Source organism: Nocardia sp. NPDC051321 (assembly GCF_044455225.1).
GTDB lineage: Bacteria > Actinomycetota > Actinomycetes > Mycobacteriales > Mycobacteriaceae > Nocardia.
In genome coordinates this window covers 92,054-112,881 of the sequence record NZ_JBITEM010000013.1, presented here as the reverse complement: position 1 = coordinate 112,881, position 20,828 = coordinate 92,054, and the positions used below count along the sequence as shown (strand labels likewise).

Genomic DNA, 20,828 nt, shown 5'->3' with positions numbered 1-20,828 from the left:
TTCGATGACGCGGAAGCGGGCTGTGGATAGGTCTGGGGCTGGGGATAAGTGGGGGTGGAGGAGGGTTTGGGCGGGGTGGCGGGTAGGTGGGGCAGGGCAGGATTGCGCGGATGGGGGTACTCGATGAACCGTTTCCTGGAAGTTGGGCGTTGCGCACCGGGCTGGTGCGGCGGTGGCAGTTGCGTACGGAGTACGAGCGGATCCATCCGGATGTGTACCTGAGCAAGGGGGTATCGCTGGGTGCGAGAGGCCGCGCGCTGGCGGCGGGGTATTGGGCGAAGGGGAATGCCATCCTGAGTGGCTTCTCGGCTGCGGCGATGCATGGCACACGGTGGCTCGACAGCAAGCCTGCCGAGATCACGTTGCCAGAGCATGTGCGACCGCCTCGGGGTATCCGCGGGTATCGCGATGTCATCCCGGACGACGAGGTCTGCTCGATCGACGGATTTCGTTGCACCACACCGGCTCGCACCGCCCTCGATCTCGGCCGCCGTCTCGAATTCGCCGAGGCGGTCGAGATACTGGACGCCCTCTGCCATGCGACAGGCCTGGAGCCGTCTGCGATCGCACAGCTCCTCGACCACCACCCAGGCATCCGAGGCTGCCGAAACCTCCGAAAGATACTGCCCTACATCGACGGCGGAGCCGAATCCATCCAGGAATCCCGCACCCGGCTCCTACTCCGCCAGGCGGACCTCCCCACCCCCGAGACCCAAATCCGCGTCTTCGACACCTCCGGCAGATGCATCGCCCGCCTCGACATGGGTTGGCGCCAATGGCAAGTCGCCGTCGAATACGACGGCGAACAACACTGGACCAACCCCCACCAGCGCACCAAAGACATCGACCGCACCGCCACCCTCGAATCCCTAGGCTGGACCCTAATCCGAGTAAACAACACCCTCCTAACCACCCACCCCCACAAAGTCCTAACCCGAACCCGCCAAGCCCTCCACTCCCACAACGCCCCGATCTGACAGCGAACGGGAGATGGTGGCGGGATTACTCGGAGTTTCGCGCCACCATGTCCCGTTCGACGAAGTCGACGGTCGGCGGCGCGGGCGAGGGACCGACGCCGCCGACCGGCGGGGAGGTGGGCTCGGGCAGTGGCCCACCAGGCGAGTTATCGGAGTAGTCAGGCGGTTCCGACTACGTCAGCTTGGTCGCCTCACCTGAATACTCGCCCCAGCCCAGCTGAGAGTCCGCTGGGAGCCGGGTCGACATTTGTCAGAGGGAGGCGAGGAAGGTGGACCACTCGGCGTTGGTGAAGGACAGGGTGGGTCGGGAGGCCGGTGGGCCTTGGTATTTGCTGTCGCGCATGAGGATTCGGTCGCCGGCGAAGCACACCTCGACGCAGGCCTGGCTGTCACTCGAGTGCGAAGACTTGAACCAGCCTTCCGAAGAGGAAACCGCGCTATCCACAACGCAACCTTACAAGGCATCGGCCTTGCTCACGATCAGCGAGAGCGACTCCGCCGGTGCCAGTGCATGATCGGCTACGGTGCTGTCGAACATGGCACCGAGGTGATGGACCGGCTCGACATCCTCGATGAGCTGGTAGTGCACCAAGGTCTCGCTCCACGCGACGTCCGGCAGCAGCGGGCTCTCGAAGTTGATCAAATGAAATGTCGCGCCGCCTAGTAGAGCGCCGCCTGGCGCGTCGAACGGTATGACTCGAATGTCAACCGTATCGGGGTGCCTCTCCACCATCGACGCAAGATGACGAAGTTGCCTCTTCAACACGTCGGTACCACCGGTCGCCTGAGTAAGCGCCGCTTCGCTGATGACCGCAGTCAACCGAACGGGATCCTCGCCGACCAACCGTTGCTGGCGACGCATGCGGACTTCCACCCATCGGTCGATCTCCACCCGGCGAACACGCGCAAGGTCATTGGTGAACAACGCGCGTGCATAGTCGGCCGTCTGCAGCAATCCCGGAATGAGGACACTCTCGTAGGTCTGAATTCGCTGAGCACCGTATTCGAGCCCGAATAGCCGGGCTACGTCACTCGACAGCAGGCCCGCATAACTCGACCACCACCCGCGCTGCTTGGCGATCTCGCGCAACCGCAGCATCTCTTCGCGCTCGGCGGGGTCGAACTCGAGCAGGGACATGAGCTTCTTGAGCTTGTCCTCGGCGAGGATTCGTTCCTTCTCCACCTTCGACCAGTACGACAGGGTGAAGCCGAGCTCCTTGGCGATGACCGAGGCATTGACGTCGAACTCGGTGCGGCGGCGACGGATTCGGAGCATGAGCTCCCAGCGGGCGACCGTTGGTGAGAGTGGAGCCATGGTGTCCTTCCAACTCGGGCGATGCGTGGAGACGGCGTACCTCTCGTAAGACTAAGGCACATCGTAGTGGAAGCGATATGTCAACTTGACTTATCGGCCGATATTCACTTAACTTCTTGTGTCACACGTCACACGCGGGATCTCGCTAGGCGGGCTCGCATGGTGGGAGCGAGGGGGTTTCGCGTGTCTGTGCATGTCATCGGTAAGGCCTGGATGGTCAGTGATCGGACGGCGCATCAGGCTCGGCGGGTCAGTGATGATGCTTGGGTGGTGTCGTATCTGCGGGGTCGGATGTTGACCACGGAGCAGGCTACGGCGGCTATGCAAGCGGCGGAGGCGGTTTCGCTGGTGGATGAGTTGGCGCAGCGGATGGGGCTTACCGCGTTGGAAGCGATCGGGTTGGCGGTCATCGAAAAGCCTTGGGAGACACCTTCGCCCAGACGGCTCCGGTTAGTGCCCCGGCCGGGAGGTCGGCATCACCGCTGATCGCAAGCGATTCGATGTACCACATTTGTTGTCCAGTAACAGCATTCGCATCAGGGGGTTACCTAGTGGAACCGCTTCCGTCCAAGGCGTTGCTTCTCGAAGCCTGCCGGACCGCGCCGAGCACCGGACATCCGGTGTTGGAATCCGCCCATCTGCTCGCCGGATTGCACGAGCGGCGGGCACGCATCGGGCTGGGCGCGGCCGGTGACATCGACGCGCATCGTGCCCGGCTGGTGCTCTCCATCGACAGGTGGATCGCCACCGAACTTCCGCCGGCGCACGGCGCCGCGCACATGCACAGCGAGACGGTCGGCATGGTGATCGATCGGCTCGCCCAGTTCTCCGTCAGCGCCCACGAAACCCTGTTCAGCGCACCGGAATGGGCGGTCCACATCGCCTGGGAACGCCTCGCCGAGCTCGCCCTCGGCTACCACGACCTAGCCTTCGAAGTCTCTGCGGGCTTCCGTCGCCTGCCCTACCTCGGCGGTCCACGAACCTCCACCCCACCCACCTGACCCGCACCACCGCAACGCTTCGCCGCATCCTCGCGTCGTTCACCGCAGCCACCCCGTTCCGCAGCCAGCAGCCCGCCGTCCCAGCGATCCTGCGCCGCGGCGCCAATGCGGTTCGCCCCTATCGCGCGCGGCGACCTGTCGGGGACACCGCCGACGACCTCGGCCAAATCTTCGACAAGTAACGCTGCCGCCGAGCGACTACGACCGAACAATCACTCGCCGTGTCGATCAGCCAGGCACGGTCACATCGACCCCGCCGCCGACGAGACAGGTTGCCCTCCAACGCATCCGTCATTCTACGCAACCAACCCGCACACAGCCGACGACCGAGCCCCAACAGCCGCAGCCGAACCTCTGACGAATCACGCTGTGGCCGAACGACCACGACCAATCAGCCACCCACCATTTCGACTCAGCCACGTTCCGTTCATCGTCGACACCGCCGCCAGTGAGTCGGGCTGTCCCGCAACGCATCCGCCATTCGACACAACCTGGCCGCACTCGAGTCGACTGCCGAGCACCCGTCCCCTTCGGCCCGATCGCTGACGATCTGACTGGCGCGATCGCTGACGACCAATTCGGTCGACAGCCCGTCAAACCGGCGGGGTAGCCTCACCGGTCGACGAACCGTCTTGCGGCCAGGCATGTGCCTCCAGACGGGTCTGAACACGCAAAACGTCTGTTTCTGAAGGCATCTCGTTGGTTACCTTGGTGATCATCACCTGGATGTCGGTCTTGTCGGCAGGCAGGTCGCCGGAACCTGCCAGCTCGGCGGCGATTTGGCGGACCTCGTCGTCGGAGAGGCGGCGGCGTAGCAGCGCGAGCAGCGGGATGTAGTCGGATTCCGGGACACCGTCCGGATATCCGGCCCGCAGCCAGTCGATGATGGCGTTCAGGAAGGGTGGCATCGGCGGCGGTGCCTGCTCAGTCGAGGTCGGGTGGTGGGGTGGCCAGCGGCCAGCCGCCCGCCGCGAGGTGGGAGGCCACCCTGGCGACGTCGATGTCGGCGGGCTGTTCCTTCGCGACCCGTGCGATGGCGTCCTCGATCTCGGCGCGGGTGATCTCGCTGTCCGGATTCGACGCCGCCAGCTCCTCGGCGATCGCGACCACCTCGAAATCGGTGAGGTGCCGGTGCAATACCGCGAACAGCGCCACATAATCCGAATGTGGGATGCCCTGCGGATAACCGGCACGCAGCCAGCCGATGATCCGGCCGAGCACCTTCGGCCGGAGCTCCGCGGATTTCGCTTGATCGGTCACATCTCGCCCTTCAGGCCTGTCCGAACAGGTGGATGCCGAACTTCGCGGCAATGAAAGCCTTAGCGGTATAGAGGATTCCGGTGCCGATCGCGGCGATGATCAGCCCGAAGCACACCACCGCGACGGCCAGCGCCGGGTAGTTACGTTGCGCGACACGGCCGTCCGCGGTGACCGCGTCACCCATCGACCAGAACCGCACCCCCACCGCGAACACCAGCGGCAGCCCGGCCCCGAGAATCAGCCCGGCCAGCAAGACCTTCCAGAGCGCGTTCAGATTCGTGATGAGCGTATGCACGTCTACTCCTCCTAAACCTGCGCCGACCGGGTGGACTTGCCCGGCTCCGCGGCCGCACCGTCCGGTGTGCCGGATTCTGCACCATTTGCGCGAGCCGCGCCGCCCGGCTCGACAACCTCGACCGGAGCGACGGGGCCGCCCTGCGTGTCCGCAGGCCATTCGTTGACGTTGCCGGTGTCGACCGGATCGCGGCGCGACCGCACATACATCAACCCGGACAGCCCGAGCAGGATCGCGAACACCACAAGCACACCGGGCAGTCCGCCGATGAAGTGCGCGATCGCCCAGCACGCCGCGCCGGCCAGACCGGCCAACGGCAGCGTGAGCAGCCACGCAACCACCATCCGGCCCATCACGCCCCAGCGCACCTCGGCACCCTTGCCGAGCCCGGTGCCGAGGATCGAACCGGTCGCGGTCTGCGTGGTCGACAGCGGCAGCCCGAAATGGGCCGAGCTGAGAATGATGGCCGCCGACGCGGTCTCGGCCGCGAGACCCTGCGGCGATTCGATCTCCACCAGGCCCTTGCCGAGCGTCCGGATGATCCGCCAGCCACCGAGGTAGGTGCCCGCCGCGATGGCGACGGCGCACGCGGCCATCACCCATATCGGCATATCGGCGTTCTTGGTGAGCGTGCCGTGCGCGACCAGGGCCAGGAAGATGACGCCCATCGTCTTCTGCGCGTCGTTGGTGCCGTGCGCCAGCGAGACCAGCGAGGCCGAGCCGATCTGACCCCAGCGAAAGCCCGTCTCCACCTTCGCCGGATCGGACTTCTTGGTGATCCGGTAGACCAGCCAGGTGCCGAGCGCCGACACCAGCGCCGCGACGATCGGGGCGAGCACGGCGGGCAGAATTATCTTGGTCAGCACCCCGTCCGAGCCGGCCGCCCAGATCACGCCGCTCCAGCCGAGCGCGGCGAGGGTGGCGCCGATCAGGCCGCCGAAGAGCGCGTGCGAGGAACTCGACGGCAGGCCGAACAGCCAGGTGAGCAAGTTCCAGAGAATGCCGCCGACCAGACCGGCGAACACGATGATCAGCAGGTCATGGCCCTGCACCGCGTCGAGTCGGACGATGCCCTTGGCCACGGTGGCGGCGACGGCTACCGAAAGAAATGCACCCACCAGATTCAGCACCGCCGACAACGCGACCGCGACCCGCGGCCGGAGCGCACCGGTCGCGATCGAGGTCGCCATGGCGTTGGCGGTGTCATGGAAGCCGTTGGTGAAATCGAATGCGAGTGCCGTGACGATGACGATCAGGAGAACCAATAATTCGACGGTCACATGTCCAGTGTGCGGCACAGGTCAATACGATTGCCAGGTGGTTGCGGTTCACCGCGCGTCGTCGGTGCGTTAAGTTGGACCCTGTCCTCTATCGGCCCGGATTCCGTCGTCTATCAGCCGAATCGGGTGCAACCCCTATTCACCGGTTTGCCGGCAAATCGATCTTCGATCCAGGCATACGCGCCCGGAACACCGCTGGTGCTGACGATGAAGTGTTCACCGAGATATACCTGAAAATCCACCTGGGTCCCGCCCCGGCACCAGTCCTGATAGAGGTTCTCCGCCCCGGCCAGCGGCACCCACCATTCGTTCAGGCCGTGATACATGAACACCGGAATGGTCGGCGGCATGGCACCGAGCCGATTCTCCGCCAGGATCTGCCGGATGAGCGGCAGCTCGGTCGGCGCTGGCACATCGGTGAGCGCCTGCACCGGAATGGGCGCGACCATCCCGACGGACTCCTCATGGGCCATGCAGAAGTCCTTACCGATCCGGGCGAGGCGCCAGCCGTTGTCGTTCATCAGGCCGAGCATTTCCGGGTATTCCCGCGCCAGACCCAACGTCGCGGCGAGGAAGATGCCGGAGGCGAGGTCCCTGCCGTTCATGGTGTTGATCAGCATGTCGAAGTCGGCGGGCACGCCACCGAAGGCGACGCCGACCAGATTCAGTTCCGGCGCGTACGCCGGAGCCAGCTGCGCGGCCCAGGCCGAGGCAATCGCGCCGCCGGAGTAGCCGGTGATCGCGGTCGGCGCCTCGGGTTGCAGACCGAGTTCCGGGGTGCGCACCGCGGCCCTGATCGAATCGAGCACCGCGTGGCCGGCCATCAGGCCCGCCGCGTAGGCCTGCCGCGGCCCCTGATGATCCGGCACCAACACCGCGAAGCCCTTGGACAGCGGGATCTGTGCCATCCACAGCTTGCTCGACACCATGCGCAGCTCATAGGACGGCGCGCACTGGTTTCCGAGTGAGTCGATCGCCGGGTTCAGGGTCACCAATGGGCGCGGTCCCTGGCCGGTCCACGGCGTCGCCGGTGTCAGCAGGGTGGCCACCACCGGCGCGGGCTTGCCCTTCGCGTCGTTCGACCGGATCAGCAGCTCGGTCGAGCTCAAAGGGACCCCGGTTACCCCGGTGCCACCGGGACGGGAGGCGAGAACTGTTCCCGGAGCACGGCTTTCGAAGCCAGGCGGGGGGACGTAGAAGGGATCGCCGAGTGGCGTCGGCATGGCGTCGGCGATATCGCGGGACGGAAAGAGCAGATCATCGATCGGATTGGCGTGCGCGATGGTGCCGAGCACCGCGCTGACCGCGACCACCGAGGCCAGCGCCAACGCGCGAAGCCGCCACACCATAGAACCCAATTGTCTTCCCCCATCCCGAAGCAGATCCCTGCCGAACCCACTGCAGTCTGGCCCGCCTCCGAACCCCTGAGAAGCCCGCATTTGCAGTGGCGGAGCAATCTTCGCACCGCCAGCCCGCTAACCGCTCGACATCGCCGAGACTGCCGCGAGTCGACCGCGAGTGCGCTCCGTCATGTCCTGTTCGGCGGGGCGGTCACGGGAGTAGAGCGCGGACCGTATCGATGGTGTCGGCGTCGACCGGTTCTTTGTCGGGGCGGTAGCGGACGACCCTGGCGAAGCGAAGGGCTACCCCGCCGGGATAACGCGGGCTGACCTGCACTCCGTCGAGCGCGATCTCGACAACCAATTCCGGCCGCAGGTAGACGGTGTGCTCGTCACGGTCGCGTTCATGGTGCGGGAATTCGGTTGTCTGCCATTGCAGTAGGGCGTCGGTGAGTCCCTTGAAGGTTTTGCCGACCATGACCGGCTCGCCGGTCTCCGGATCGCGGGCGCCGAGGTGCAGGTTCGACAGGTAGCCGGTGCGCCGGCCGTAGCCCCATTCGGCACCGAGGACGATCAGGTCGAGGGTGTGCGTCGGCTTGATCTTCTGCCAGGCCCGGCCGCGCCGGCCCGCCGCGTAGGGCGCGGACAGCGCCTTGATCATGACGCCCTCGTGCCCCGCGGCGAGCGCACTGTCGAAATATTCGGCAGCGGCTTCTTCGTCGGGCCGGATCAACGCGGGAATGCTGTGTGCAGCAGCCACTTTCGTGAGCGCGGCGCGTCGCTCGGACAGGGGCGCATCGAGCAGGTCCGCGCCGTCCAGGTGCAGGCAGTCGAAGAAATACGGGTGCAGCAGCAGCTCCCGGGTGGAGCTCACCTCGGCGAATCGGCTCATCGTTTCCTGGAAGGGGCGCGGCCGCCCGGCATCGGTGAGCGCCAGGGTTTCCCCGTCGAGCACAACGCTGGTGCAGTCGAGTCCAGCGACCAGCTCGACCAGTTCCGGCACGCTCGCGGTGATGTCACGCAGCGTCCTGGTGAACACCCACACCCGCGAGCCGTCGCGATGCACCTGGATCCGTGCGCCATCCATCTTGATCTCGACGCTCACGTCGCCGCCGAACTCGGTCAGTGCCCCGTCCAGCGTCGCGCCGGGTGAGGCAAGCATCGGCTGGATCGGCCTGCCCACCTCGAGCCGGAACTCGCCGAGCGCCTCGACGCCGCCGGTCAGCGCGGCAATCGCGGTCACCGGCAGCTGACCGGACAGCATGTAGGCCCGGCGCACGAGATCGGCGGGCACCCCGGCGGCCACGGCAACGGCCTCACCGACGATCGCGGTGAGCGCCCCTTGGCGCAGCTCACCGGTCAGCAGGCGCAGCAGGAACGCCTGCTCGGCCGAGGTCGCGGCGGTCCACAGCGCGGCGAGCAGGGCTTTGCGCCGTGCCGCGGATCCGGCACCGGCGGTACCGGCCAATTCGGTGAGGGCGGCATCGACCGCCGAAACCGTCAGCGTCGCAACGGCTGCCGGGGTAGTGTCCACCGCGGTGAGGGTGCGCCAACCGGTGCCGATCCGGCCCTGCCGGAGCTCGCCGGACGCCCAGGCGACCACCGGCGCGAGCTCGTCCGGCGCGGCGGCGATCAACAGCTCGGCGAAGGTTGCGATCTTCGTCTTGCGTGACCTGGTCGCGCGGACGGTCTCCGAAGCCTGGACGACATGCGAGAACAACACCCGTCGACGGTAACGCCTGCCTGTGACATATAGCTCAGCACTACTGCTAATTCCCCATTGGCACGGTTGCGAAAACGCCCATAAACTGGACGCATGGCCAAGACTTACGTCGGGGCGCGGCTTCGTCAGCTGCGGACCGAACGGGGGCTGAGCCAGGTCTCACTCGCCCAGAAGCTGGAGATCTCGGCGAGCTACCTCAATCAGATCGAACACGACGTGCGCCCGCTCACCGTTCCGGTGCTGCTGCGGATCACCGAGGTGTTCGGCGTCGACGCCACCTTCTTCTCCTCCCAGGACGACACCCGGCTCATCGCCGAACTGCAAGAGGTCGTGATGGACCAGGAGCTCGGCATCGAAGCCGACACCCAGGAGATCGCGGACATGGTCTCGGCGCATCCCAGCATGGCGCGCGCGCTGGTCAACATGCACAACCGCTACCGCAACACCTCCGCCCAGCTGGCCGCCGCCACCGAGGACCGGTTCTCCGACGGTTCGGGCAGTGCGGCGATCAGCAAGCCGCACGAGGAGGTGCGTGACTTCTTCTACCAGCGGCAGAACTACATCCACGAATTGGACACCGCCGCAGAGGAACTCACCGCACGCATCCGATTCCACGGTGGCGACGTGAACAGCGAGGTGGCGCGGATCCTGCGCGCGCACGATGTGCGGATCGTCGAACGCATCGACCTGGGCGAGGGCGTGCTGCACCGCTACGACGAGGACACCCAGCGGCTGGAGATCGCACCGCACCTGTCCGGCGGCCAGCGCACGTTCAAGCTCGCCGCCGAGCTCGCCTACTTCGAATGCGGCGATCTGCTCGAAAAGCTGGTCGAGGAGGGCAATTTCGCCTCCGAGGACACCCGCAAGCTGGCCATGCTCGGGCTGGCGAACTACTTCGCGGCGGCAACCGTGTTGCCCTACACGCACTTTCACGAGGTAGCCGAGGACTTCCGCTACGACATCGAGCGGCTCTCGGCGTTCTTCACGCAGAGTTACGAGACCATCTGCCACCGGCTTTCGACGCTGCAGCGGCCCAAACTGCGCGGTGTCCCGTTCTCCTTCGTCCGGGTGGACCGGGCGGGAAACATGTCGAAGCGCCAGTCCGCCACCGGTTTCCACTTCTCCGCAAGCGGCGGCACCTGCCCGCTGTGGAATGTCTACGAGACCTTCGCCTACCCAGGCAAGATCATGACGCAGATCGCGCAGATGCCCGACGGCCGCAAATACCTGTGGGTCGCCCGCACGGTCGAACGGCGCGCCACCCGCTATGGGCAGCCGAGCAAGACCTTCGCCATCGGCCTCGGCTGCGAGCTTCGCCACGCGGGCCGCGTCATCTACGCCGACGGCATCGATCTCGATGAAGTTCAGCCCACCCCCATCGGCGCCGGCTGCCGCGTGTGCGAGCGGCTCAACTGCCCGCAGCGCGCCTTCCCACCCTTGGGCAAAGTGCTCGACATCAGCGAACACCGAAGCTCGGTCTCCCCGTACGTCTTGAAGTAGTCCCGGCGGCGTGCCGTAGGGATTGCTCCGTTCGCGGCAGACATTGATGACGAAGGCCGACATCGCCGTATCGCGATGTCGGCCTTCGCCGTTGAGCCGGTGCCGCGTCGTCTCACGCGACGGCGAGCGCCCGCCGTTGGATCCGCAGGCCGACCAGGGTCATGCCGAGCGCGACGACCAACAACGCGGCCAGGGTCCAGGCCAGCGCCGAGAAGCCGTGCGGGGCAGCGGCTGCCGCGACCAGCGGGCCGACGGTGGCACCCACATAGAAGCTGAACATCGCGACCGACATTGCGGCGGCACGGGATTCGCCGCCGAGCTCGCCCGCGCTCTGCAGCACGGCGGGACCGATCACGCCGAGACCACCGACGAGAACCGCGAGCAAAATCGTCAGGACCGCCAGGTGCGAGCCCTCAAAAGTGGCCGCAACCATCGCCGCCGCGGCAACCAGGACACCGAGCATGATCTGGTAGTGCTTGGTCAACCGGGCCAGCGGGATCGCCAGCAGCGGCAGCGCCACCATCACCGGGAGCGCGCCCGCGCGCAGGGCAAGCAGTTCGCCGGAACCCTTGACCACGCCGGTGAGTTCGAGGCCGGTGTAGATGCCGACCATCACCGCCATGCTCATCGAACCCGCGACCAGCATCGGCAGCAGCGGGCGGATGCGCAGCACCGCGGGGATCGCGGCGTAGCTGTGCCGCAACGGAAGATCGCGCCCGGTCGGCTGGTCATCGAGCATCACCCGGCGCAGCACGACCGCGAGCACCGCGAAGACGAGGGCGGAACCGATGAACATGGTGCGCCACGGGAACGAGGCGACCACGGCCTGCGAGACGATCTGCGCGATCACCGTCGCGGCCAGGAACGAGGTGGCCACCGACATGGTCGCCACGGCACGATGCGCGGGGGTGACGCGGGTGGCGACATAGGCCATGATCGCGGGCGGTATAGAGCCGACGACGAGGCCCTGCACGATCCGCAGGCCGACCGCGACCGGCGCGCTGAACGCCAGGCCGGTCAATAGGGTGACCACCGCGGCGACGAGCATGCCGGTCATCAGCACCCGGCGATGCCCGAAGCGGTCCGACAGCGGGCCGAACAGCACGAAACCGCCCGCGTAGCCGAAGGCGAACGCGCTGATGATCCAGGTCATCACGCCCGAGCCGACGTTCCAGTCCGCTTTCATGGCGGCGAACAGGGGTATCGGGACGTACATCTGGCCGGTCGCGAGCAGTGCGGCCAGCACGAAAACGGGTACGGTGCGCGCGGTGTGTGCGCGCGAGGGTGCGGCAAGGGTGGGCGGGGCGGCCGAAGTATCGGTCGTGCGAGGAAGAGTCGGCGTAGCCATGAGGAAGACATTAGGACCGCGATAGAGCAGCTGTCAACCAAATAGTTGGTTTAATGAAGTGGTAAAATCGAGCCCATGACGGCCACCATCAAGCGCAGCGACGCGACCAAACAGGCGCTACTGCGTGCCGCGCGAGCCGAATTCGCCGAATACGGCCTGGCAGGCGCGCGGGTCGATCGCATCGCCGAGGCGGCCGGTGTGAACAAGGAGCGCATCTACGGCTTGTTCGGCAGCAAGGACAAGCTGTTCGACGTCATCCTGATCGACACCATGCGCGAGTTCATGGACGTAGTCCAACCCTTGACCGAGACCGACCCGGCCAGATACGTCGGCAAGCTGTTCGACTACCACAACAACCACCCGCAACTGCTCCGGCTGCTGCTGTGGGAGGGCCTGCATCGCGGCGGCGACGCGCACGACATCGACGGCTGGCGCGCGCAGCACTACGAGCAGAAATTCGACAGGGCCATCGAACAATTCGGCGTCGACGCACAGCACGCCGGCCGCTTGCTGCTCGCGCTGTGCGGCATGACCAACTGGAGCCTCGCCGTCCCGCAAACCACCCGGCTGCTGCTCGGCGACGCCGCCGAGGACAAGAACGCGACGCGCGATTTCATGCAGGAATTCGCCACGGCGGCAATGCGCAACTTCCCGCCCGCGATGAAGCAGGGCGCGCAGGCCGCACCACCGGAAACCGCACCGGTCAATGCCTTGACCGATCAGGCAACCAGGGTCGACCGAGCAGCTCAACGCCTCCGCGAAGCCCAGGCCGCCGCCGACGCCGCCCGCGACGAACTGGCCGCCGCCCTGCGCGACGCACACGCCGCAGGCACCAGCGCCAACCAGCTCGCCCGCGAGGTGTCCGGCACCCTGTCCCGCCCCGTCGTACTCAAACTGCTCGCCGACTGACGGACCCGACCGAAGGCGCCCTTCACTCGGTCTGATCGAGTGAAGGGCGCCTTCGGTCGGTATGTGGTGCGGTTCTAGAACGCCGCTTCGTCCAACGTCATGATGTCGTTGTCGAGGGCGGCGATGATCGCCACGTTCGCGGTCAATTCCGGCAGCACGTTCTTCGCGAAGAAGCTTGCGGCAGCGACCTTTCCGGCATAGAAAGGCCGATCCTTGTCCGGCGCTTCGGCGGCAAGCGCCGAGGCCGCGATCTCGGCCTGGACCAGCAGGCGCCAGCCGATGAGCAGGTCGCCGACCGAGAGCAGGAAGCGCACCGAACCGAGGCCGACCTTGTACAGCTCGGCCGGATCCTGCTGGCCCGCCATCAGGAAGCCGGTCAGCGTGGCCGCCATCGCCTGCACGTCGCCCAAAGCCGTACGCAGGAGCTCGCGTTCGGTCTCGAAGCGTCCGCTCTTGGTGTCCAGGAACGCGGCGATCTGCCCGGTGACGTGCCCGATCGCCACCCCCTTGTCCCGAATGATCTTGCGGAAGAAGAAGTCCTGCGCCTGGATGGCGGTAGTGCCCTCGTAGAGCGAGTCGATCTTCGCGTCGCGGATGTACTGCTCGATCGGGTAGTCCTGCAGGTATCCCGAACCGCCAAGCGTCTGCAGCGATTCCGTGAGGTACTGGTAGGCCCGTTCCGAGCCGACACCCTTGACGATCGGCAGCAGCAAATCGTCGACCCGGTGCGCCAATTCCGCGTCCGCACCCGAAACCAGCTGCGCCACATCGGGATTCTGATGCGCGGCGGTGTACAGGTACACCGCGCGCATGCCCTCGGCGTACGCCTTCTGTAATGCGAGGCTGCGACGCACATCCGGGTGCCGGGTGATCGGCACGCGCGGCGCTGCCTTGTCCGTCATCTGGGTCAGATCGGCACCTTGCACGCGCTCCTTGGCGTACTCGAGCGCGGTCAGATACCCGGTGGACAGTGTGCCGGTGGACTTGATGCCGACCACCATTCTCGCGTTCTCGATCACCTGGAACATCTGCGCGATGCCGTTGTGTACGTCGCCGACCAGCCAACCGACCGCGGGTACGTCGCCGCCGAAGGTGAGCTCACAGGTGGGCGAGGACTTCAGGCCCATCTTGTGCTCGAGATTGGTCGCGTACACGCCGTTGCGGGCGCCGAGCTCCAGCGTCTCGGCATCGAAGAGGAACTTCGGCACGTAGAACAGCGAAAGACCCTTGGTGCCTGGGCCCGCGCCCTCGGGGCGGGCGAGCACCAGGTGGAACATGTTTTCCGCGGTGTCGCCGACATCGCCGCCGGAGATGAAGCGCTTGATGCCCTCGATGTGCCAGGAGCCGTCGGGCTGCTCGATCGCCTTGGTGCGACCCGCGCCGACATCCGAGCCTGCGTCGGGCTCGGTCAGCACCATGGTGCCCTGCCAGCCGCGTTCGTAACCCTCGGTGGCCCAGTGCCGCTGCTGTTCGTTGCCGACGTTGTAGAGCACCGAGGCCATCACCGGGCCCATGTTGAAGAAGCTCGCCGCCGGGTTGGCGCACATGATCATCTCCTGGACGGCCCACACCACCGCGGCGGGCGCGGGCGTGCCGCCCATGCCCTCCGGCAGTCCGAGCCTGCTCCAGTCCGCGTCGCGCACGGCCGTGATGGTCTTGCGCAGCGCGTCCGGCACCGTGACGGAGTGGTTGGCCGGATCGAATGCCACCGGATCGCGGTCGGCGGGCGCGAAGGACTCCGCGATCGGCCCCTCGGCCAGCCGCTTCACCTCGGCCAGGATCTCGCGCACGGTATCGGAGTCGAGATCGCCGTAGGCGCCGGTATCGAGCAACTTGTCCAGCCCGAACACCTCGAACAGATTGAACTCGATGTCACGCACGTTCGCCTTGTAGTGACCCACGACGGTCCTCCCAGGTTTCGGCCGTTTGACGATGTACAAACGCAGCCTGCCCGACCGCGCCGACGCTACGCAACCGTAGGCGGCTGCCGTGATCTTCGGCACGGTGCACATACACGGCAAACTCATCGGCGTTCACCGATGGCGCGCGGTCCGGTGACCCCGATCGAGGTGCGTTCAGCAGTCCTGCTGGAACGGCCAGCAGGGGTGATACGGCGTCGGGGGCGCCGTGGTGGTCGGCGTCACGCTGGGTTCCGGCGACTTGGGGTGCGAGGAGTCGTGCGCGAGCGAGCTGGCGATCACCCCGATCACCGCGAGCATCCCGAGGACCGCCAGCGCGACGACGGTCCACCCGGCGTACGCGTGCCGCTTCGTCGCGACACCCGGTGTCGGCTCGACGCGCGGCTTGGGCGGGCGCGGAATCACGCTCGGCGACTCCTGCGCCACCTGTTCGAACCCGGTCCCGACCAGGTCGGCACGCGACGGCGCGAGCTCGGCGAGACCGAGCGCGGTGCAGTCCCCGATCACCCGATCGGCCGTCCACTTCCGCGGTCCGGCCGAGAAACTTTCGAGATAGATCCGCAGTTCGGTGGCGTCGGCGACATTGCCGACAACGACGTCCAGGCCCGGTCGCAGATTGGTCCGGGACGGCCGCACCACCGCGCCACGGAACGGGACGAGCACCACCGCGCCACACACGTGCCCCGGATCGAGCAGTGCCCGCTCGAGCGTCGTCTTCACCGCGGAGATGCCGTGTTCCAGCCGATCGGACGGGTTGCCGGACGGCTCGTCCAGGTCCGCGTCGGCATCGCTGATCTTCCACGGGCTGTCGGCGGCGAGGCTGAGAATGCCGCTCTGCCTGCGCCGGAAGCCCTTGACCTCGAGTACCGTTAGCCCGCGCGGGGTCCAGATCACCGCATCGATCTGCCGGTCACCGACCTGCAGGTCGATCATGGCGAGGGCGGCCGACGGATAGGAGCGCAGGCATTCGACGAATTCTTGTTCGGCACCGGAGAGTTGCGCCCCGGGCTTGACCCTCACCAGCATGTCGAGCTCGTCCGCCTCTCCACGTCATCAGGCCGTGGCAATCGATCGTAACGGTGTAATCGCCAGCGTGCGCAGGCAATTCGGCACCGCATCGACCGATGCGCCAGTCAGCCTCGGTCACGGCCTCGATCCGGCGCGTACTCGCCGGTAGGCTGACGGCTCGGCCCGGCATCGCCTGGCCGCCGAGTCCATCAACGCGGAGGAGCCGAACGAGCATGGTTTCAGCGCTGCGACCACGCATTTCACCCGGACGACTGCGCGAGCTGGGTCCGCTCAACTGGGTTGTCTGGCAGGTGCTTTCCAAGGCCGCGGGCACCGACGACGCCCATCTGTTCAGCACTCTCGGCCGCACCAAGGGACTGTTTCGCGGCTGGCTGCACTATTCGGGCAAACTCATGCCGGGCGGCAGGCTGCCCCGGCACGAGTCGGAGCTGGTCATCCTGCGGGTCGCGCACCTGAGTGGTTGCGAATACGAGATGGACCACCACATTCGGCTAGGCAAGCGGGCCGGGGTGACGGCGGAAATCCTCGAGCGACTGCGCACGGGGCCGGACGCACCGGGTTGGTCGGACAAGCACCGCGCACTGCTCGCCGCCGTCGACCAGCTGGTGCGGACTCGCGATCTGGACGACGCGCACTGGGCGACGCTGGCGCAACACTATGACGAGCGCAGTCTTATCGAAATCGTGCTGCTGGTGAATCAGTACGAAGGCTTGGCGTCCACGATCACCGCCCTGCGTATCCAGCGCGACGGGGTCTAGCCGACCGCAGGCGCACGCTTCTCGACTTCCGGCACCTGGATTCGCATGCGATTTTCGGTGCGGGACATCAGAAAGCGTGCGCGAGACAGGTTGACGCTCAGTGCTTTTCGATGAGCTCAGCCAAGCCGTCGAGTACCCGGGCGAGACCGAATTCGTAGGCGTGGTCGGCGCTGTAGGCGGAGTCGTGGGCCTGGCCCGCGGCCGACCCGACCCGGGCTCCGACCGGATATCGCTCCGGGTCGAACACCTGCGCCAGGAGCGGCGCCGCCCGCTCCCACCACTGGTGATCGGACATCGCGCTGTCCGCGGCGGCCCGCGCGGTATCGATGGCGATGCGGGCCACCGAGGTGACGAAGCCGAGAACGTAGGTGACCGACGCGTCCATCGTCACGTCGTCCAGGCCGAGGCCCTCGAACGCGCGTAGCTCGTGGTCGTACTTGGCGGCCATGCCGGGGCCGAGCGGCGGGCGGGTGGTCGGCAGGTAGGCGACCCAGGGATGGCGGGTCAACATGGCGCGGTTCTCGGCCGCGATGATGCTGACCCGATCGCGCCATGGCAGGTCGGCGAAGTCCGCGCGGTCCATCTCGCCGTAGACCTTGTCCACCATCAGATCGATCAGCTCGGCCTTGCCCGGCACGTAGGTGTAGGTGGCCATGGGGGTCAGCCCGAGCTTGGTGGCGACCGCGCGCATGGTGAGCGCGCCGATGCCCTCCGCGTCGGCGAGCTCGATGGCGGCCGCGATCACGGCATCCACACTGCTGCGCTGCTTCGGTCCGCGCACCGGAGCGGCGCTGGAGACCCGCCACAGCAACTCCAGGGTGCGCACGGGATCGCCCGCGCTGCTGCGCTCTTGCTTGCCGCGGCGCTGTCCGGTCTTTTCGCCGGAACCATGCGCCGAATCGTCGTCCACCCTGCCTCCTCGCCTGGCCGTCCCGATCGTATCGGCGTGACTCAGGTCATAGTGCGGCCGCCCGGGAATTCTTCTACAAAGTACATCGTACTAAGTACAGAGTTAAGTTTCGAAGCCGAGGAGGGCTCATGAACATCACCGCTTCCGCCATCTCGCTCAACGTCACCGATCCGCAGGCCTCGGCGAAGTTCCTGATCGACCACCTCGGCTTCACCGAGAAAATGTCGGCCGACGGGTTCGTCTCCTTGGATCGGCCCGATGCCGGAATGAACGTGATCTACCTGCGCACCGGACTGGAGACCTTCAAGCCGGAGAGTGCGGCGGGCAGCGCGGGCGAGGGGCTGCTCGTCGTATTCGTGGTGGACGACATCGATGCGGAGTACGTACGACTGCGCGGCGAGGGGGTCTCGATCGTCACGCCGATCGAGACCGAGGAGTGGGGCGAGCGCTACTTCCAGATGCGCGACCCGAACGGCATCATCGTGCAACTCGTTCAGTGGGTGTAGGCCATCGACCTCCCGCACACCGCAATTCAGTGTGCGGGAGGTCAGAAGGCTTGCGGCCGAGCCGGTCTCAGGACAGTGCCCGGCGGAACACCTCGACGGCGGAGGTCGCCGGACGACCGAGCAGCTTCTGCAGGTGACCGCTGGTCACGTCGAGGAGACCTTTAGCGATGCCCGTGTCCGCGTCGGCGAGCACCTTCGCGTAGTCGGCGTCCAGTCCGGACTGCTGGAGGGCGGCGGCATAGTCGGCCTCCGGCAGGTCCTGGTAGCGAACCTGCTTACCGGCGGCCGTCGAAATCGCCTGGGCCAGTTCGGCATAGGTGAGGTGCTCGTCGCCGCCGAGCTCGTACACCTGACCGGCGTGCCCGTCCGTGGTGAGCACCTTCGCGGCCGCATCGGCGTAGTCGGCGCGGGCCGCGCCCGCCACCCGGCCCTCGCTCGCCGCGCCATACAGAACGCCGGACTCGACCGCGTGCGCAAGGCCACCCAGGTAGTTCTCCCAGTACCAGCTGTTGCGCAGAATCGCATGCGGCACAGTCGAAGTGGCGAGGGCGGCCTCGGTGCCGATGTGCTCCTGCGCCAGGATCATCGAATTCTCGGTTCCCTGCGGGATGCTGGTGTAAGCGAGCAGTTCGACGCCCGCGCGCTCGGCGGCGCGAATAACGTTGGCGTGCTGGGCTACCCGGGCGCCGAATTCATTGCCGGAGACCAGCAGCACCCGGTCGACGCCGGCCAGCGCGCGATCCAGCGCGTCGGCGTCGTCGTAGCTAGCCTGACGGACCTCGGCCCCCTGCTCGGCCAGATCGGCGACCTTCTGCGGATCACGCACGATCGCGACCACCGGAGCGCCCTCGCGCAGCAGCGCCTGTACGACGAGACGGCCCAGCTGTCCACTGGCACCGGTCACGGCAACGGTCATATCTACCTCCAGAGAGTGTGTACGTTTCATCAAGCACTAACTATTAGTAAGTACTATGCATTCATACACCACTTCGGTCAAGATGGGTACTATCGGTTGTATGAGTACGCAGCGCACATCGTCGCCAGACCTGGACGATCCGACGCTGGAGCCCGACGTCTTCGCCAGAAACTGCACCTCAAGGCCGGTTTTGCAGAACATAGCGAGCCGCTGGGGCATTCTCGCCCTGGTCGCGCTCCGCGAAGGGTCCTACCGGTTCAGCGCGCTGCGCAGGCGGGTCGACGGCGTCAGCGAGCGGATGCTGTCGCAGACCCTGCAGGCCCTGGAACGCGACGGCATGGTGCATCGCGAGGTGCACGAGACCATTCCGCCCCGCGTCGAATACACATTGACCGAGCTCGGCGCCCAGGTCGCCGACCAGCTGCATGCGCTGGTCCTCGTGGTCGAGACCAACATGCCGCGTGTGCACGAAGCCCAAGCGGCCTACCACCGCGACTGAGCCGACCCGGGGAAGAGACCCGGATCACCACCGGTTGAATATCGGCATGGAACTCGCCCATGCAGTCGCCTTCGCCCGCGACCATCGCCGGTCCGTGCTGACCACCATCCGCCGCAACGGCCGCCCGCAGCTGTCCAACGTGTTGCATGTGATCGGCGGCGACGGCAACATCCGCATCTCCATCACCGCCGACCGCGCGAAGTACCACAACCTGGTGCGCGAGCCATGGGCCGCCATCCACGTCACCCGCGAGGACTTCTACGCCTACGCGGTCATCGAGGCGATCGCCTCGGTCACCCCGGTGGCCGCGGATCCGCATGACGAGACCGTCGAAGCGCTCGTCGACTACTACCGTGCCGCGAACGGCGAACACCCCGACTGGGACGACTACCGCCGCGCGATGGTCGCCGATCGCCGCGCACTGGCCACGCTCACCCCGTCCCACGCGTACGGCATGCTCTGATCAGTGCTTCATCAGCTCCGAGACGGTGACGAATCGATAGCCCTCGGCACGTAGTTCGCCGACGATGCGGGGTATCGCGGCCAGCGCGGGCCCCGCAAACTCGTGCATGACGTGCAGCAGGATGATCGAGCCTGGCCGCACCTCACGCACGGCCTGCGCGGCGATCTCGTCAGTGGTCGCGATTGCGCCGGAATCCGGCTCGACGTCCCAGGTCACCGAGGTGCGGTCGTGATCGGACAGGTACTTAGGCAGCGACCAGAGCTTCTTACCGTAGGGCGGGCGGAAGGTAATCGGGCCCTGGTAGCCGGTTTTCGCGATCTCGGCGTCGGTGCGTTCGATCTCGTCGCGGACGGTACTCGCGGAGCTGAACACCATCCGGCGATGGTTATAGCTGTGGTTACCGATCTCGTGCCCGGCCTCGGCGATGGCCCTGCCGTACTCCGGGTGCGCCGCGAGGTCGCTGCCTACCAGGTAGAAAGTGGCCGTAACCTGCTGCTCGGCAAGCACTTTCAACACACCGGGCGCCCGATCGGTCGGCCCGTCGTCCAAGGTGAGCGCCACCACCTTGTCGCTGGTATCCACCCGATTCACCAGCCGCCCCGCCAACTGGAAACTGCGCGAGTTCATCAGGTAGTACCCACCGACCGCCACCAGCAGTAGCACGACAACAACCAGCGCCCCACCGATCAACCACTTACGCATCATCGCTGTCTAGCAAACCCACACCAAGACCACCAGCCCAGCCATCCGGCAACGAAAAACGGTGGCGGGCGGGCCCCGTGGTGGGGGCGCCCCCCGGGGTGGTTGGGGGCGCGCGCCCAAGTTTTTCATGTGGCCCGCGCGGGCGGGGGCGGGCGCCAGCCGGGGGTCGCCGAGCGGC

The 20,828-nt window shown here is 66.5% G+C and carries 22 protein-coding genes; 8 read left to right on the top strand and 14 right to left on the bottom strand.

All coding sequences use genetic code 11. The features are described from left to right. Positions 1-110 precede the first annotated feature (110 nt). A complete protein-coding gene (locus ACIA8C_RS30155) occupies positions 111-977 on the top strand; it encodes a DUF559 domain-containing protein (protein ID WP_397140526.1) in 867 nt (288 codons plus the stop codon). Between the two features lie 250 nt (positions 978-1,227). Here ACIA8C_RS30155 and ACIA8C_RS30150 read toward each other — a convergent pair whose 3' ends face one another. After that, positions 1,228-1,422 (bottom strand): DUF397 domain-containing protein, encoded by a 195-nt coding sequence (locus ACIA8C_RS30150; protein WP_397140524.1) that lies wholly within the window; start codon positions 1,420-1,422, stop codon positions 1,228-1,230. A gap of 9 nt (positions 1,423-1,431) precedes the next feature. After that, positions 1,432-2,292: a DUF5753 domain-containing protein gene (locus ACIA8C_RS30145; RefSeq protein WP_397140522.1), complete on the bottom strand. Its 861-nt coding sequence runs from the start codon at positions 2,290-2,292 to the stop codon at positions 1,432-1,434. Between the two features lie 551 nt (positions 2,293-2,843). Here ACIA8C_RS30145 and ACIA8C_RS30140 point away from each other — a divergent pair. Beyond that, a complete protein-coding gene (locus ACIA8C_RS30140) occupies positions 2,844-3,293 on the top strand; it encodes a DUF4254 domain-containing protein (protein WP_397140520.1) in 450 nt (149 codons plus the stop codon). A 593-nt stretch (positions 3,294-3,886) separates the two neighbouring features. On the opposite strand, the gene ACIA8C_RS30135 is transcribed toward ACIA8C_RS30140, so the two are convergent. From ACIA8C_RS30135 to ACIA8C_RS30110, 6 genes are all read right to left on the bottom strand, one after another. Further along, positions 3,887-4,201, bottom strand: coding sequence for a DUF3349 domain-containing protein (locus ACIA8C_RS30135; RefSeq protein ID WP_397140518.1), 315 nt, complete (start codon positions 4,199-4,201; stop codon positions 3,887-3,889). 16 nt (positions 4,202-4,217) lie between these two features. After that, entirely contained in the window at positions 4,218-4,553 is a 336-nt protein-coding gene (locus tag ACIA8C_RS30130) for a DUF3349 domain-containing protein (protein ID WP_397140516.1), read from the bottom strand. Positions 4,554-4,563: 10 nt separating this feature from the next. Next, a complete protein-coding gene (locus ACIA8C_RS30125; RefSeq protein ID WP_397140514.1) occupies positions 4,564-4,848 on the bottom strand; it encodes a hypothetical protein in 285 nt (94 codons plus the stop codon). An 11-nt stretch (positions 4,849-4,859) separates the two neighbouring features. After that, positions 4,860-6,128, bottom strand: a complete 1,269-nt coding sequence (locus ACIA8C_RS30120) for an anion permease (protein WP_397140512.1) — start codon at positions 6,126-6,128, stop codon at positions 4,860-4,862. A 113-nt stretch (positions 6,129-6,241) separates the two neighbouring features. After that, positions 6,242-7,477 (bottom strand): lipase family protein, encoded by a 1,236-nt coding sequence (locus ACIA8C_RS30115; RefSeq protein WP_397140510.1) that lies wholly within the window; start codon positions 7,475-7,477, stop codon positions 6,242-6,244. 202 nt (positions 7,478-7,679) lie between these two features. Further along, entirely contained in the window at positions 7,680-9,191 is a 1,512-nt protein-coding gene (locus tag ACIA8C_RS30110; RefSeq protein WP_397140508.1) for an ATP-dependent DNA ligase, read from the bottom strand. Between the two features lie 93 nt (positions 9,192-9,284). Between ACIA8C_RS30110 and ramB the strand changes: the two genes are divergently transcribed. After that, positions 9,285-10,691 carry an acetate metabolism transcriptional regulator RamB gene (gene ramB / locus ACIA8C_RS30105; RefSeq protein WP_397140506.1) on the top strand — a complete coding sequence of 469 codons (1,407 nt, stop codon included), beginning with the start codon at positions 9,285-9,287 and terminating at the stop codon, positions 10,689-10,691. Positions 10,692-10,803: 112 nt separating this feature from the next. Here the strand turns inward: ramB and ACIA8C_RS30100 are convergent, their stop codons facing one another. Beyond that, positions 10,804-12,039 carry an MFS transporter gene (locus tag ACIA8C_RS30100; protein WP_397140504.1) on the bottom strand — a complete coding sequence of 412 codons (1,236 nt, stop codon included), beginning with the start codon at positions 12,037-12,039 and terminating at the stop codon, positions 10,804-10,806. Between the two features lie 75 nt (positions 12,040-12,114). Between ACIA8C_RS30100 and ACIA8C_RS30095 the strand changes: the two genes are divergently transcribed. Further along, positions 12,115-12,948: a TetR/AcrR family transcriptional regulator gene (locus tag ACIA8C_RS30095; RefSeq protein WP_397140502.1), complete on the top strand. Its 834-nt coding sequence runs from the start codon at positions 12,115-12,117 to the stop codon at positions 12,946-12,948. Between the two features lie 74 nt (positions 12,949-13,022). On the opposite strand, the gene ACIA8C_RS30090 is transcribed toward ACIA8C_RS30095, so the two are convergent. Together ACIA8C_RS30090 and ACIA8C_RS30085 are read right to left on the bottom strand one after the other, a co-directional pair. Next, positions 13,023-14,849: an acyl-CoA dehydrogenase gene (locus tag ACIA8C_RS30090; RefSeq protein WP_397140862.1), complete on the bottom strand. Its 1,827-nt coding sequence runs from the start codon at positions 14,847-14,849 to the stop codon at positions 13,023-13,025. 174 nt (positions 14,850-15,023) lie between these two features. Then, positions 15,024-15,893 (bottom strand): nuclease-related domain-containing protein, encoded by an 870-nt coding sequence (locus ACIA8C_RS30085; protein ID WP_397140500.1) that lies wholly within the window; start codon positions 15,891-15,893, stop codon positions 15,024-15,026. Between the two features lie 227 nt (positions 15,894-16,120). On the opposite strand from ACIA8C_RS30085, the gene ACIA8C_RS30080 reads away from it, so the two are divergent. Further along, the gene (locus tag ACIA8C_RS30080) at positions 16,121-16,654 is read left to right on the top strand and encodes a carboxymuconolactone decarboxylase family protein (protein ID WP_397140860.1); all 534 of its coding nucleotides are present in this window, start codon (positions 16,121-16,123) and stop codon (positions 16,652-16,654) included. Between the two features lie 97 nt (positions 16,655-16,751). Here ACIA8C_RS30080 and ACIA8C_RS30075 read toward each other — a convergent pair whose 3' ends face one another. After that, on the bottom strand, positions 16,752-17,480 hold the full coding sequence (locus ACIA8C_RS30075; protein WP_397140858.1) for a TetR/AcrR family transcriptional regulator: 729 nt from the start codon (positions 17,478-17,480) through the stop codon (positions 16,752-16,754). Positions 17,481-17,692: 212 nt separating this feature from the next. Between ACIA8C_RS30075 and ACIA8C_RS30070 the strand changes: the two genes are divergently transcribed. Further along, positions 17,693-18,070 carry a VOC family protein gene (locus ACIA8C_RS30070; protein ID WP_397140498.1) on the top strand — a complete coding sequence of 126 codons (378 nt, stop codon included), beginning with the start codon at positions 17,693-17,695 and terminating at the stop codon, positions 18,068-18,070. Positions 18,071-18,137: 67 nt separating this feature from the next. Here ACIA8C_RS30070 and ACIA8C_RS30065 read toward each other — a convergent pair whose 3' ends face one another. After that, positions 18,138-18,986: an SDR family oxidoreductase gene (locus ACIA8C_RS30065; protein ID WP_397140496.1), complete on the bottom strand. Its 849-nt coding sequence runs from the start codon at positions 18,984-18,986 to the stop codon at positions 18,138-18,140. Between the two features lie 100 nt (positions 18,987-19,086). Here ACIA8C_RS30065 and ACIA8C_RS30060 point away from each other — a divergent pair, with 100 nt between their 5' ends. Together ACIA8C_RS30060 and ACIA8C_RS30055 are read left to right on the top strand one after the other, a co-directional pair. Next, a complete protein-coding gene (locus tag ACIA8C_RS30060; RefSeq protein ID WP_397140494.1) occupies positions 19,087-19,485 on the top strand; it encodes a winged helix-turn-helix transcriptional regulator in 399 nt (132 codons plus the stop codon). Between the two features lie 46 nt (positions 19,486-19,531). Continuing rightward, positions 19,532-19,948 (top strand): PPOX class F420-dependent oxidoreductase, encoded by a 417-nt coding sequence (locus tag ACIA8C_RS30055; RefSeq protein WP_397140492.1) that lies wholly within the window; start codon positions 19,532-19,534, stop codon positions 19,946-19,948. On the opposite strand, the gene ACIA8C_RS30050 is transcribed toward ACIA8C_RS30055, so the two are convergent. Further along, on the bottom strand, positions 19,949-20,653 hold the full coding sequence (locus ACIA8C_RS30050; RefSeq protein ID WP_397140490.1) for a polysaccharide deacetylase family protein: 705 nt from the start codon (positions 20,651-20,653) through the stop codon (positions 19,949-19,951). It lies immediately after the preceding gene. Positions 20,654-20,828: the final 175 nt, after the last annotated feature.